This window comes from Mycobacterium attenuatum, from assembly GCF_900566085.1.
Taxonomy (GTDB): domain Bacteria; phylum Actinomycetota; class Actinomycetes; order Mycobacteriales; family Mycobacteriaceae; genus Mycobacterium; species Mycobacterium attenuatum.
Map to the genome: position 1 here is coordinate 44,404 of NZ_UPHT01000042.1, position 13,029 is coordinate 57,432.

Here is a 13,029-nt window from a genome sequence, read left to right on the forward strand (position 1 = left end):
GGCTCATCGCAGCCGCAAACCGCGTGGCGTGCGGACGAACCCGGCCTCGACCAGGGCGGTCGTCACCGCGCCCGGCCCGCCCGGTTGCAGGACCGGTGCCCCGTTGACGCGCTCCACCAGAATCGAGGACACCCGCCGGGCCGATACCAGATTGGCCACCGCGATGGCCGCCGCGTGGCCGGCGCCCGGGTCGCCGGTGAAGGTCAGCAGCGTTCGGCCACCACGCTCGAGGAACCACGCCAATTCGCCGTCCACCAGCACGACCAGCGCCCCGGCCTTGCGGCCCGGCCGGGCCGCGCCGTCACGTTCGGTGGTAGGCCAGGGCAGGGCCGCGCCGTACGGGTTGGCCGGGTCGGCGGCGGCCAGCGCCACCGCACGGTATTCCGGCCGCTGCGGGTCGATTCCGTCGAGGTAGCCGCGCAGCCGGTCCACGGTGGACGCGACGGCGAACTGAGCGCCGCCCAGCGACTCGACGAAGTAGCCGCGCTGGCAGCGGCCGGCCTCCTCGAACGCGCTCAGCACCTTGTACAGGGTGGCGAACCCGCCGGGCACACCTTCGGCGGCCGCCGCGCCCTTGGTCAACACGCCGTGGCGGTTCAACAGCAGCTCGGCGTGATAGAGGGCCTGCAGGGTGGAGTCCGGTTCGGGAGTCGGCAGCGCCGACCATCGCCCCGCTACCGTGGGGTCGGCGGCACGGGCCTGGGCATGCGCGACGCTGTATCGGCTCAGCCGCGGCGGGCGGTGTCCCCGGTGTGCGGGGGCGGACCGCTTGCGAGCACCCGGTGCGCCCCCGAGGATCGCGCGCACCGGCGCGAAGGTGTCGCCGGTTACCCAGCCGGCCCAGATCAATTCCCAGAGAGCGGTTTTGAGCTCGGTTTCGGTATGTCCGTTTCCGGTGAGCTGGCGGAAGAAGTACGCGCCACCGCCGGCCAGCGTGTCCAGGATGACCCGATGGGCATCGGTCAGCTCCATCTCGGCGGGCTGGTTGGGCGGCAAGGCCAGCGTCAAAGGCGCGGAATCGGCGAGGTGCAGACTGACCCAGCCGTCACTGCCCGAGATCGACCCGGCGCCCGACCAGAGCACCTCGCCGCTGGCGAGCAGCTCGTCGAGCATCGCCGGCGAATAGTCGCGGACTCGCGGCGCCAGGACCAGTGGCTCCAGCGCAGAGGCCGGAATCCGCGCGCCGGCAAGCTGTTCGATGACCGCCGAAAGTCGGTCGACTCCGCCCGCATCGGTGGCGCCCACCTGGTGCCACTGCGGCAGAAAGCGCCCGTAGGCCGCGGTGCTGACCGGCTCGATCTGCGCCCGCAGCGCCGCCAGCGACCGGCGCCGCAGAATCCGCAGCACCTCGACGTCGCACCATTGCTGCGATCCGACGCCGCCGGGCGCGGCAGCGACGACGAAGTCGCCGCGCACCAGCCGGCCGTCTCCGGCCAGCCGGCCCAGCACATCGGCGGTCACCCGCAGGCCCAGGCCGAACCGGGCCGCGGCCTCGGCGGTGGTGAACGGGGTGCGGGTGCGCGCGTAGCGGCCCAGCAGCTCGCCCAGCGGATCGGCCACTTCCTCGGTGAACGTCGCCGGCAGCCCCACCGGAACCGCCGCGCCGACGCCGTCACGCAGCCGGCCGATGTCTTCCACGGCCACCCACCAGTGACGGCCGGCGAAGGACACCGGCAGGGCGCGGCGGGCGGCCCGCAAGCCCTCCAGCCAGCCGCCGACGTCGGGCGCGCTGGCACGGGCGGCAACTTCGTCGTCGGTGAGTGGACCCAGCAGCCGCAGCAGGTCCGCGACGCCTTCGGCGTCGCGGGCCGCCCGGTCGGCCGACAGATGCTGCAGCTGGCGACCGGTCGTGGTGATCACCTGAGGGTCCAGCAGCTCACGCAGCTCGACGCGGCCGAGCAGTTCGGCCAGCAGTGTGCTGTCCAGCGACAACGCCGCGGCGCGGCGTTCGGCCAGCGGGACATCGCCCTCATACATGAAGGCGCCGACGTATCCGAACAGCAGCGACGCTGCGAACGGAGAGGGCGTGGCGGTATCGGTCTCGGCGACCCGCACCCGGCGCTGGGCGATATCGGTCATCAGCCCGATCAACGTCGGGACGTCATAGACGTCCTGCAGGCACTCGCGGACGGTTTCCAGCACGATCGGGAAGTCGGGGTACTTGCGGGCCACCTCCAGCAACTGGGCGGCGCGCTGGCGTTGGTGCCATAGCGGCGAGCGGCGGCCGGGGTGGCGGCGGGGCAGCAGTAGTGCGCGCGCAGCTGATTCCCGGAACCGGGAGGCGAACAGCGCCGACTCGCCCACTTCGGCGGTCACGATGGCGTCGATCTCGTCGGCATCGAAAACGAACAGTTCGGCCCCCGGCGGGGGGTCCCCGGAATCGGGCAGTCGCACCACGATGCCGTCGTCGGACGCGGTCGGCTTCTCGTCGAGGCCGTAGCGCTCCCGCAACCGCCGGCCCACTGCCAGTGCCAGCGGCCCGTGCACCCGCAACCCGTAGGGCGAATGCAGGATCACCCGCCAATCGCCCAATTCGTCGCGGAACCGCTCGACCAGCAGGGTGGTGTCGGTGGGCACCACCCGGGTGGCGACCCCCTGGTCCTCCAGCAAGCCCCACAGGTTGTCGGTTGCGTATTCGTCGAAACCCAAAGCAGCACAACGCTTGCCGAATTGGTCGCGGTCCAGGCGGGCCAGCTCGCCGGTCAGCGCGCCCAGCGCGGCGCCGAGCTCGGCCGGACGGCCCACGTCGTCGCCGCGCCAAAACGGCAACCGGGCCGGCTGGCCCGGCGCCGGGATCACCAGCACCCGATCGTGGGTGATCTCGGTGATCCGCCAGCTGGTGGCCCCCAGCGAGATCACATCACCCGGGCGTGACTCGTACACCATCTCTTCGTCGAGTTCGCCGACCCGCGAAGGCTTTTCGGTAGCCAGCCACACGGTGAACAGCCCGCGGTCGGGGATGGCGCCCCCGGAGGTGACGGCCAGCCGCTGTGCGCCCGGCCGGGCGGTCAGCGTGCCCGTATCACGGTCGTAGATCAGCCGCGGCCGCAGCTCGGCGAACTCGGTGGACGGGTACTTGCCGGACAGCAGATCCAGGGTGGTCTCGAACGCGCTGCGCGGCAGGGTCGCAAACGGGGCACTGCGACGCACGGTGTCGAACCAGCGGTCGGCGTTGAGCGGCTCGAGCGCGGCCGCCGCCACGGTGTGCTGGGCCAGGATGTCCAGCGGATTGGCCGGCACCCGCATGGTCTCGATCTGACCGGCGAGCATGCGTTGCACGGTGACCGCGCAACCGAGCAGGTCGGTGCGATGCTTGGGAAACAGCACCCCCCGCGAGATCTCGCCGACCTGGTGACCGGCCCGTCCGATGCGTTGCATGCCGCTGGCCACCGACGGCGGCGCCTCCACCTGGATGACCAGGTCGACCGCGCCCATGTCGATGCCCAGCTCCAGGCTCGAGGTGGCCACCACGGCCTTGAGCAGCCCGCGCTTGAGGTCCTCCTCAACCAGGGCGCGCTGCTCCTTGCTGACCGAGCCGTGATGGGCCCGGGCCAGCACTGGTGGAGCGCCGAAGCTCTGACCGCTTGCCATGATGTGGGCGGGGGCGCCGCCGGCCACCAGCGGGTTGGTCTTCTGATCCGGCGCGCCGGCGAGCTCCACCCCACCCCGCTCGGCGTGAATTTCGTTGAGCCGGGCGGTAAGTCGTTCGGCAAGACGGCGCGAGTTGGCGAACACGATGGTCGAATTGTGTGCTTCGATCAGGTCGGCCAGCCGCGCCTCGACATCGGGCCAGATCGAGTTGTTGGCCAGGTTGGCCATGTCGGGCACCGGCACCTGCACCGACAGCTCCACCGTTTTGGCCGCGGGTGGAGCCACGATGGTGGTCCGGGACTGACCCGACAGAAACCGGGCGAGTTCCTCGGGCGGGCGCACGGTCGCCGACAGCCCGATGCGCTGTGCGCGCCGCCTTCCAGGTAGCCGTTGCGCCAAGTCGTCGAGGCGCTCCAGCGACAGGGTCAGATGAGCGCCCCGCTTGGTGGCGGCGATGGCGTGGATCTCGTCGACGATGACGGTCTCGACGCGGGCCAGCGTCTCACGCGCGGCCGAGGTCAGCATCAAGAACAGCGACTCGGGGGTGGTGATCAGCACGTCGGGGGGCCGTGCGATGAGCTGGCGGCGCTGTGCGGGCGGGGTGTCACCGGAGCGGACCCCGACGCCGATGTCGGGCGCGGGCAGACCCCGGCGCTCGGCGAGCCGGGTCAGCCCCGCCAGCGGGGTGCGCAGGTTGCGCTCGACATCGACCGCCAGCGCCTTGAGCGGAGAGACATACAGGACCCGAGTGCCCGGGTGTCGATCCGGCGCGCCGGCCAGGCTGTCGAGCGCCCAGAGGAAAGCGGCCAGCGTCTTACCGGAGCCGGTCGGGGCGATGACCAGGGTGTCGTCGCCGTCGGCAATAGCGGCCCAGGCCTGCGCCTGTGCGGTGGTCGGCGCGGCGAAGGTGCTGGCGAACCAGTCGCGGGTGATAGCGCTGAATCGGCCCAGCGGGTCAAAGCTCACCGGACCATCGTGCCAAGGGGCACCGACAAATTACGACTGCGGCAAGTCTCGTGCGGTCGCCATCGCATGGGCCAGTTCCTCGGGAATCTGCGGTACCCGGGCTATCGCGTCCAGCAGCGTGTGCGCACAGGCGTCGGCAAGGCGTTCGGCGTCGGTGGTGGGGTCAATGATGCGCTGACGACATATCTCGAAGGTGAACGCGATCCAGCCGAAAATGATCACCCTCAGGTCGCGCTCGACCTCCGGTTCCAGCGCGTTGCTGCCCGGAATGCCGCTCACAACCTCGCCGATACGGGTCATGATGTGTTCCATCTGGCGGTTCTTGGCCTCGTCGTCGATGCCCAGCAGAACCGGGTCCGAGCGGCCGAGGCCGACGTAGGCCGCCCATGCGGCTTCCGGGTTCTGTTGGTGATAGGCCATGTAGGCCAGCACGCCGATGCGGATCTCTTCGAACATCGTCAGGCCCGAGGCGGGCGGCTTGTTGGTGGCCGCGTACAGCCGATCCGCCTCGTCCTTGACGACGGCGGCAAAGAATGCTCGCTTGTCCGGGAAGTAGTGGTACATCAGCGCGCGCGACACCCCGGCGCGCTCCGCGATCTCGTCGATGCGGACCTCGTCGTAAGGTCGCTTTCCGAAAACTTCCGCCCCCAGGGCCAGCAGTTCGGCGCGTCGGTCCTCAGGGGATAACCGCCTCCTGGCTGTCGCCATGGGGACGATACTACTCATCTCGACTATGGGCTCCGCTAGACCCGATTTTCAGCCGAACCGCACTCCTTGCGCCAGCGGCAACTCGTGTGAGTAGTTGATCGTGTTGGTGGCGCGGCGCATGTAGGCCTTCCAGGCGTCCGAACCGGACTCCCGGCCGCCTCCGGTCTGCTTCTCGCCGCCGAACGCGCCGCCGATCTCCGCGCCCGAGGTGCCGATGTTCACGTTGGCGATTCCGCAGTCGGAGTCGTTGAGGAAGCGCTCCGCTTCGCGCAGGTCATTGGTGAAGATTGCCGATGAAAGCCCTTGTGGTACAGCGTTATTGAGTGCGATAGCCTCGTCGAGGTCGTCGTAAGCCAGCACGTAGAGGATCGGCGCGAACGTCTCGGCCGCCACGATGGCCGTCTGCGACGGCATCCGGACCATGGCGGGGGCGACGTAGTAGGCGCTCGGGTGCTCATCCTGGTGACGCTGACCGCCGACGACCTCGCCGCCGTCGGCTCGCGCCTGTTCGAGCGCGCCCAGCATGTCGCGGTAGGCGGTCTCGTGGATGAGCGGGCCGACCAGGGTGCCCGGCGCCGAGGGGTCGCCGAGGGGCAGCTGCTCGAAGGCGGCGGCGACCCGGGCCACCACGTCGTCGGCGATCGAGCGGTGCACGATCAGCCGGCGCAGGGTGGTACAGCGCTGACCCGTAGTGCCCGCCGCGGCGAAGACGATGGCCCGGACCGCCAGCTCGAGGTCGGCCGAGGGAGTCACGACGGCCGCGTTGTTGCCGCCGAGCTCCAGCAACGCCCGGCCGAAGCGTGCGGCGACCCGGGGACCGACCTGCCGGCCCATCCGCACCGAACCGGTCGCCGAGACCAGCGCCACCAGCGGGTCGTCGACGAGCAGCTCGCCCACGTCGGCCTCACCCAGCAGCAGGCCGCTCACCGCGGGCGGGGCGCCGGCGTCGGCGGCTGCGCGGGTCAGCAACGCCTGACAGGCCAGCGCCGTCAATGGCGTCAATTCCGAGGGCTTCCACACCACCGTGTCTCCGCACACCAGCGCCACCGCGCTATTCCACGCCCACACCGCAACCGGGAAATTGAACGCGGTGATCACCCCGACCACGCCGAGCGGATGCCAGGTCTCCATCAATCGATGTCCCGGCCGCTCCGAGGCGATGGTGCGCCCGTAGAGCTGGCGCGACAACCCGACCGCGAACTGGCAGATGTCGATCATTTCCTGGACCTCGCCCAGCGCTTCGGCGGTGATCTTGCCGACTTCTACGGTCACCAGCGTGGCGAGGTCATCCTGGTGCGCGGTGAGCAGCTCGCCGAGGCGGGCTACCAGCGCGCCGCGCACCGGGGCGGGTGTCTCGCGCCACGTCGAAAACGCTTGTGCCGCTTCGGCGATCGTCCGGCGGGCCTGCTCGGGCGTGGTGTAGGCGAGGGTGCACAACGCCTCGCCCGTGATCGGGGTGCTGACCGGCGTCCCTGCTCCGCCCGGCTCGCCGAGGGCGGCGGTCACTCCGATCGCGTCGAAAGCCGCCACGACCCGGTCGCGTAGCTCGCTGGTGCTGGTCATGCGGCAGCCTCCTTGGCCTGTGCTTCGTACAGCGGGTACGGGTCGTGGATATCGCGTCCGAGGGCCCCGGCCAGCCACTGCCTGTCGTAGCCGGAATCATCGCCGACATCCACACCAGTGCGGCTGTCGCGGTCCAGGTTGGAGCGGAAGATGCCGGCCGCCGAGGCGGGCAGGAAGTCCTCGTAGACGATGGGCGCCGCCGGGTCGCCGCCGCGATAATAGGCCAGGCCCTGCGCGGCCAGCTCCGCGTCGGTGGACGGGAAGTAGTTGCCCCACACGGCGGCCGGGTCCGCCTGCGCCATGGCGGCGTCGTAGCGTTCGCGCCCGCGCGGGGTGAGCGCGACACCGCGCGCCTCGACTTCGCCGAACCGTACCCGCAGGCTGCCCTCGGTGATGCGGCCGTCGGCACAGCGAAACCACCGCGGTTCGGCCAGCGCGCGAAAAGAGGTCTGCCGCAACAGCACCGCGGGTCCGTCGGTGCGCGGCGGGCCCTGAATGGTGTCGATCATGGTGATCCCGCGCGCGGTCATGCGCCGGTACAGCTCGTCGATGTCCAGGACCCGCGGCGTCAGGTGATTGAGGTGGGTGGTGCCGACCCCGGCGATGTCGGCCGCCACCGCCGACACCTGGGACAGCTCCTCGTACCAGGACTTGTCGATCGGTTCCCGCGACAGCGCGAATGCGGCCACTGCGTCTGCGACGAAAACCTGCGCTTCCGCGGCGTCGCAGCCGCCGTCGGCCGCGATCGCCCGCGCCCGGGTCAGCAGCGCGGGATCGAACAACTGCCGCTGCGCCAGGAAGTTCTGCACGCGGTTGCGCAGCCCGGCCTCGAAGAACCGGCTGTCGCCGGTGGCCAGCATCGACGTGAACACCCGAAACGGGTTGCGCGCTAGTTCATTTGCTTGAATCGGGCGAAACGCGGTGGAGACCACGGGAATCGGCGACGGTGCCGAGCGCAGGTCGTAAAAGCCGACCGGTTCCATGCCGAACGCGGCGAACAACTCGGCGACGGCGGCGAGCTCGGCCGGGGTGCCCACCCGGATGGCGCCGTGGCGTTCGGCGGTAACCCGCCGCAGCGAGCCCAACCGTTGCGCGTCGCCATGGCGCGCCGCGTAGTCGGCGTTGACCTGAGTGCTCACCTGCACCAGCGTGGTGTAGGCGGGAACTTGGGCGGCATAGCTGGCCGACAAGCCGGCCGCGAAGCGGGCCCGAAGTTGCCAGGTGTCCAGCCTCGTGACCGGGCTCATCGGGCGCCGTGCCTGGGATAGTCTCCGCGCATGGGTGACAGGCTCGACGACATCGACCGGATCCTGTTGCGTGAGCTGGTCGCCGATGGGCGTGCCACCCTCTCGCAGCTGGCTGCCAGCGCGGGCCTCTCGGTCTCCGCGGTCCAGTCTCGGGTGCGCAGACTGGAATCGCGCGGCGTGGTGACCGGGTATTCGGCGCGGATCAATCCGGAGGCCGTCGGGCATCTGTTGTCGGCATTCGTGGCCATCACTCCTTTGGATCCTTCCCAGCCCGATGATGCGCCCGCGCGGCTGGAGCACATCGAGGAAATCGAAGCTTGTCACTCCGTGGCGGGCGAAGAAAGTTACGTCCTGGTGGTGCGCGTCGAGTCCGCCCGGGCACTGGAAGACCTGCTGCAGCGCATCCGGACCGCCGCCAACGTGCGCACTCGAAGCACCATCATCCTGAACACTTTTTACAGCGACCGCCAGTTCATACCATAATCTTTCCTGCATAAGTCCACTATCTCCGGAAATCTACGGCTAGCATGGTGGGATGACTGCCGCCGTGAGATCGTTTGCGCGCACCGGCCGGCAGGTAGCGCCAGACCAGGTCCAGGAAGTGCTCGCCCGCAGCCTTTTGGTCGACGGGCTCGATCTGGTGCTCGACCTGTCCCGATCGGCCGGCTCCTATCTGGTCGACGCCCGAACCGGTCGCCGCTACCTCGACATGTTCACCTTCGTCGCCTCTTCGGCGTTGGGCATGAACCATCCGGCGCTGACCGGCGACGAGGAATTCCGTGCCGAACTCACCGAAGCCGCGCTGAACAAACCCAGCAACTCCGATGTGTACTCAGTGGCCATGGCAGGCTTCGTCGAGACCTTCGTACGGGTCCTGGGCGACCCGGCGCTGCCGCACCTGTTCTTCGTCGAGGGCGGCGCGTTGGCGGTCGAGAATGCGCTCAAGGTCGCATTCGACTGGAAGAGCCGCCACAACCAGGCGCGCGGCATCGATCCGGCACTGGGCACCCGGGTGCTGCACTTGTGCGGGGCATTTCACGGCCGCAGCGGCTACACCCTGTCGCTAACCAACACCAAATCCGTTACGGTGGACCGCTTCCCGAAATTCGACTGGCCGCGCATCGAGGCACCCTATATCCGGCCGGGTTCAAGCGAGTCGGCCATGGATGCGCTGGAAGCCGAGGCGTTGCGGCAGGCCCGCGCGGCGTTCGAGGCGCACCGGCATGACATCGCCTGCTTCATCGCCGAGCCCATTCAGGGCGAAGGCGGCGACCGCCACTTCCGGCCCGAGTTCTTCACCGCAATGCGCCGGCTGTGTGACCAACACGACGCGCTGCTGATTTTCGACGAGGTACAGACCGGCTGTGGGATCACCGGAACCGCGTGGGCCTACCAGCAATTGGGTGCGGCGCCCGACGTCGTGGCATTCGGCAAAAAGACGCAGGTGTGCGGGGTGATGGCGGGTCGGCGGGTCGACGAGGTCGCCGACAACGTGTTCGCGGTCACGTCCCGGCTCAACTCGACGTGGGGCGGAAACCTGGTCGACATGGTGCGGGCGCGCCGCATTCTGGAGGTGATCGAAGGCGGAGGACTATTCGAACACGCGGCCCGCCAGGGCCGCCATCTGCGCGCCCGGCTCGACGAGCTGGCCGAGGATTTCCCGGGCCTGGTTCTGCATCCGCGCGGCCGGGGGCTGATGTGTGCCTTCAGCCTGCCGACCACCGCGGACCGTGACGAGGTGATCCGTCGGCTGTGGCAACGTGCGGTGATCGTGTTGCCAGCGGGTGACGACGGCGTGCGTTTCCGTCCGGCGTTGACCGTCACGCGCGCCGAGATCGACGCCGCGATCGCCGGTGTGCGTGCCGCGTTGACGGCTGTGACCTAGTCGGACCCGGTGCACCGTTTACCTGGGCTGACCGCGGGGTATGAAAGCGTTGTACTCCGCGAACGCGGGATTGGGGTTCAGGAATGCAGAAGACACGCGAACGGTCACATGGTGATCGACTTGGACAGGACGACGCCGAAGTTCGCGCCGCCATCCGGTTCGCGGTCCTGGCCGCCGGCGCCGGTGTGGGGTTCGTCATCATGGCGGCCCTGTGGGTCAGCACGTGCGGGGAAGCGGGCCTGGACACGGTGGCCTGTGGCCCACCGGAACGGACCCTGCTGGCCTTCGGCGGACCGCTGATTCTGTTGGCCGGTGGAGTCTGGGCCTTTGTCCGCACCTATCAGGTCTGGCGTGCCCGTGGCACCTGGTGGGGGTGGCACGGCGCCGGATGGTTCTTGTTGACGCTGATGGTGGTGGCCGTATCCATGGGGGTGTCTCCCATCGCCGGCCCGGCCCTGGCGGTGAGTTGGCTCTGATCGCTCCATCCTGTCCCGCGAGTCCGGCCGCTGACGAACGAGGAGAAGCCATGGGCGACACCTACCGCGACCCCGTCGACCATCTGCATACAACGCGGCCCCTGGCCGGCGAGTCACTGATCGACGTGCTGCACTGGCCCGGGTACCTGCTGGTGGTGGCCGGCGTGATCGGCATCGTCGGCTCTCTGGCCGCCTTCGGCACCGGGCATGACGTGCAGGGCATGATCGCCGGCGTCGCGGCGCTCGTGGTCGCCGTGGCCGGGCTGGTGTGGCTGGCCGTCGAGCACCGCCGGGTACGCAGGATCGCCGAGCGGTGGTACGCCGAACACCCCGAGGTACCGCGCCAACGGTTGGCCAGCTAGCAGTGACAGGTACGGCACCGGCCGCTGATCCTGGCCGGGCGGCACCGGCTGCCGCGTCACCACAAACCCGAGTCGGCAGTTTGTTTTACCGGTGGCGCCGACGGGGTATCAGGTGTGAACCATGACGAGTACTGGCTGTGCCGCGTCGGCGCTGTTACCCCATCATGGGGGACAGAATCACGTAAGCACCGACATAGATTGCTGCCGCGACAGCGATCAACACCACCAGGCTGATGCCGGCGATCACCGCGATGCGCCTGAGCCGGCGTGCCTGGATGGTGTCCGTCACGTCGCGTTCGTGCATAGCTGGTTGAATACCCGGTGCCAGCCGTGACCAACCGGTTAGAACGCGCGGCCCACACCGGGCCTCCGGAAGGCAATCGAGAAGGGACCGAAATCGACAGCCAAATCGGGACCCACATCAGTAGTAGTAGTGTCGGTCAAAAATTGCCGGGAGGCCACATGAGCGATGCCGACGCGCGTCTCAACAGGCACCAACGCGGCGACCGCGCCGTCGAGCTCAACGTTGCTGCGCGCTTGGAGAATCTGGCCATCCTGCGCACCCTGGTCGGTGCCATCGGCACCTTCGAGGACTTGGATTTCGATGCCGTCGCCGACCTGAGGCTGGCGGTCGACGAAGTGTGCACCCGGTTGATCCGCTCAGCCACGCCGAACGCGACCCTGACGCTGGTAGTCGATCCGCGCGACGACGAACTCGTCGTCGAGGCGTCGGCGATCTGCGACACCCATGACGTCGTGGCGCCGGGCAGCTTCAGCTGGCATGTCCTGACCTCGCTGGCCGACGACGTCCAGACGTTTCACGATGGTCGCTTGCCCGACGCCGCCGGCAGTGTGTTCGGCATTGTGTTGACGGCCCGACGGGCGGCCTCTGGCAGGTGACGCCGCGACCTGGCGGCGGTTCTGCTTCACGGCCGAACGAATACGCCGATGTGCCGGAGATGTTTCGTGAGTTGGCCGGATTCGAGGCCGACTCACCGGACTTCCAGCGCCACCGCGACAAGATCGTGGAGCGTTGCCTGCCGCTGGCCGATCACATCGCCCGGCGGTTCGAGGGCCGTGGCGAACCGCGCGACGACCTGATCCAGGTCGCCCGGGTCGGACTGGTCAATGCCGTCGTCCGCTTCGATGTCGAGACCGGGTCGGATTTCGTCTCGTTCGCCGTGCCCACCATCATGGGCGAAGTCCGCCGGCACTTTCGAGACAACAGTTGGTCGGTCAAGGTTCCCCGCCGGCTCAAGGAACTGCACCTGCGGTTGGGCACCGCCACCGCAGACCTGTCGCAACGGCTCGGCAGGGCGCCCACCGCCACCGAACTTGCCGCCGAACTTGGTATGGATCGCACCGAAGTTGTCGAAGGGCTGGTGGCGGGCAGCTCCTACAACACCTTGTCCATTGACAGCGGTGGCGGTAATGAAGACGACGACGCCCGTGCCATCGCGGACACGCTCGGTGACATGGACACCGGCCTGGACCGCATCGAAGATCGGGAGTCGCTGCGCCCATTGCTCGAAGCGCTGCCCGAGCGCGAGCGAACGGTGTTGATACTCAGGTTTTTCGAGTCGATGACGCAAACACAGATCGCCGAGCGGGTCGGCATCTCGCAGATGCACGTATCGCGGTTGCTGGCCAAGTCGCTAGCGCGGCTCCGCGACCAGCTCGAGTAGGCGCAGGTCCCCCTCCGGTGCACCGTTCACCGCCTCTATGACGGGCAGCGCGCCGTCGGGATCGCAAATCTCCAATAACCGCGACACGACCCGGCTGGGCACCAGCGCCCACCGGATGTCTGCCGCCGAGCAGACCACGTTGATTCGGTGAAGAGCGGAAAACCCGGCAGTACCAATGAATTCCAGGTGGCGTAGGTCCAGGGTCAGCCACCGGCAAGACCGCACGCACTGCTGCACGTATCCGGTGAGCTGATCGGCATTGGCGGCGTCGAGCTCACCTTCCACGGTGATCACGCCGGCCGACGGCCCATAGCTGGCAGTGAAGTCAGCGGTTCCGCATTTCTGCCAGGATTGGATCACAGACAATCGTGGACTCCATCCATCGAGCGTTTGTTGCTGTCGACCACGCCGCGTCTGCGCGGGACCGCTATACAGGGAGTTTGCCTTCCTGGCGACCCTGACGCACTGACAGGACGTAGCTCCGGGCGGCTGTGAACTCAACCTGTTTCGAGGCTACCCGGCGGGTGCCGGGGCGACAACGTTCTC

At 68.7% G+C, this 13,029-nt stretch carries 12 protein-coding genes; 6 read left to right on the top strand and 6 right to left on the bottom strand.

Annotation, left to right across the window (positions count from 1 at the left end; translation table 11 throughout):
- Positions 1-3: 3 nt before the first annotated feature.
- The 4 genes from EET13_RS06335 to hglS are packed head-to-tail and all read right to left on the bottom strand — an operon-like array spanning position 4 to position 8,075.
- Complete coding sequence (locus EET13_RS06335) at positions 4-4,557, bottom strand: ATP-dependent helicase (RefSeq protein WP_122441474.1); 4,554 nt, start codon at positions 4,555-4,557, stop codon at positions 4-6.
- 30 nt (positions 4,558-4,587) lie between these two features.
- A complete protein-coding gene (locus EET13_RS06340) occupies positions 4,588-5,265 on the bottom strand; it encodes a TetR/AcrR family transcriptional regulator (protein WP_122441475.1) in 678 nt (225 codons plus the stop codon).
- Positions 5,266-5,313: 48 nt separating this feature from the next.
- Positions 5,314-6,828, bottom strand: a complete 1,515-nt coding sequence (gene amaB, locus EET13_RS06345) for an L-piperidine-6-carboxylate dehydrogenase (RefSeq protein ID WP_122441476.1) — start codon at positions 6,826-6,828, stop codon at positions 5,314-5,316.
- Positions 6,825-8,075 (bottom strand): 2-oxoadipate dioxygenase/decarboxylase, encoded by a 1,251-nt coding sequence (gene hglS / locus EET13_RS06350; protein ID WP_122441477.1) that lies wholly within the window; start codon positions 8,073-8,075, stop codon positions 6,825-6,827. The genes amaB and hglS overlap by 4 nt, the downstream gene beginning before the upstream one ends.
- A gap of 30 nt (positions 8,076-8,105) precedes the next feature.
- On the opposite strand from hglS, the gene EET13_RS06355 reads away from it, so the two are divergent.
- From EET13_RS06355 to usfY, 4 genes are all read left to right on the top strand, one after another.
- Entirely contained in the window at positions 8,106-8,558 is a 453-nt protein-coding gene (locus EET13_RS06355) for an Lrp/AsnC family transcriptional regulator (RefSeq protein ID WP_122441478.1), read from the top strand.
- A gap of 52 nt (positions 8,559-8,610) precedes the next feature.
- Positions 8,611-9,960, top strand: a complete 1,350-nt coding sequence (lat, locus tag EET13_RS06360) for an L-lysine 6-transaminase (RefSeq protein WP_122441479.1) — start codon at positions 8,611-8,613, stop codon at positions 9,958-9,960.
- A gap of 83 nt (positions 9,961-10,043) precedes the next feature.
- Positions 10,044-10,436: a hypothetical protein gene (locus tag EET13_RS06365; RefSeq protein ID WP_122441480.1), complete on the top strand. Its 393-nt coding sequence runs from the start codon at positions 10,044-10,046 to the stop codon at positions 10,434-10,436.
- A 50-nt stretch (positions 10,437-10,486) separates the two neighbouring features.
- Positions 10,487-10,798, top strand: coding sequence for a protein UsfY (gene usfY / locus EET13_RS06370; RefSeq protein ID WP_122441481.1), 312 nt, complete (start codon positions 10,487-10,489; stop codon positions 10,796-10,798).
- A gap of 154 nt (positions 10,799-10,952) precedes the next feature.
- On the opposite strand, the gene EET13_RS30220 is transcribed toward usfY, so the two are convergent.
- A complete protein-coding gene (locus EET13_RS30220) occupies positions 10,953-11,102 on the bottom strand; it encodes a hypothetical protein (RefSeq protein ID WP_168991240.1) in 150 nt (49 codons plus the stop codon).
- A 158-nt stretch (positions 11,103-11,260) separates the two neighbouring features.
- Here EET13_RS30220 and EET13_RS06375 point away from each other — a divergent pair, with 158 nt between their 5' ends.
- On the top strand, positions 11,261-11,698 hold the full coding sequence (locus tag EET13_RS06375) for an anti-sigma factor (protein WP_122441482.1): 438 nt from the start codon (positions 11,261-11,263) through the stop codon (positions 11,696-11,698).
- Positions 11,695-12,483 carry an RNA polymerase sigma factor SigF gene (locus tag EET13_RS06380; RefSeq protein WP_122441483.1) on the top strand — a complete coding sequence of 263 codons (789 nt, stop codon included), beginning with the start codon at positions 11,695-11,697 and terminating at the stop codon, positions 12,481-12,483. Before EET13_RS06375 ends, EET13_RS06380 begins: the two co-directional genes overlap by 4 nt.
- Here EET13_RS06380 and EET13_RS06385 read toward each other — a convergent pair.
- Positions 12,454-12,849: an STAS domain-containing protein gene (locus EET13_RS06385; RefSeq protein ID WP_425294008.1), complete on the bottom strand. Its 396-nt coding sequence runs from the start codon at positions 12,847-12,849 to the stop codon at positions 12,454-12,456. The two genes, EET13_RS06380 and EET13_RS06385, sit on opposite strands and share 30 nt — an antisense overlap.
- Between the last annotated feature and the right edge of the window lie 180 nt (positions 12,850-13,029).

What these genes read in the sequence shown, in the direction of transcription:
- EET13_RS06340 (WP_122441475.1), bottom strand. Translation starts at nt 5,265, where the DNA reads ATGGCGACAGCCAGGAGGCGGTTATCCCCTGAGGACCGACGCGCCGAA.
- amaB (WP_122441476.1), bottom strand. Translation starts at nt 6,828, where the DNA reads ATGACCAGCACCAGCGAGCTACGCGACCGGGTCGTGGCGGCTTTCGAC.
- hglS (WP_122441477.1), bottom strand. Translation starts at nt 8,075, where the DNA reads ATGAGCCCGGTCACGAGGCTGGACACCTGGCAACTTCGGGCCCGCTTC.
- EET13_RS06355 (WP_122441478.1), top strand. Translation starts at nt 8,106, where the DNA reads ATGGGTGACAGGCTCGACGACATCGACCGGATCCTGTTGCGTGAGCTG.
- lat (WP_122441479.1), top strand. Translation starts at nt 8,611, where the DNA reads ATGACTGCCGCCGTGAGATCGTTTGCGCGCACCGGCCGGCAGGTAGCG.
- EET13_RS06365 (WP_122441480.1), top strand. Translation starts at nt 10,044, where the DNA reads ATGCAGAAGACACGCGAACGGTCACATGGTGATCGACTTGGACAGGAC.
- usfY (WP_122441481.1), top strand. Translation starts at nt 10,487, where the DNA reads ATGGGCGACACCTACCGCGACCCCGTCGACCATCTGCATACAACGCGG.
- EET13_RS30220 (WP_168991240.1), bottom strand. Translation starts at nt 11,102, where the DNA reads ATGCACGAACGCGACGTGACGGACACCATCCAGGCACGCCGGCTCAGG.
- EET13_RS06375 (WP_122441482.1), top strand. Translation starts at nt 11,261, where the DNA reads ATGAGCGATGCCGACGCGCGTCTCAACAGGCACCAACGCGGCGACCGC.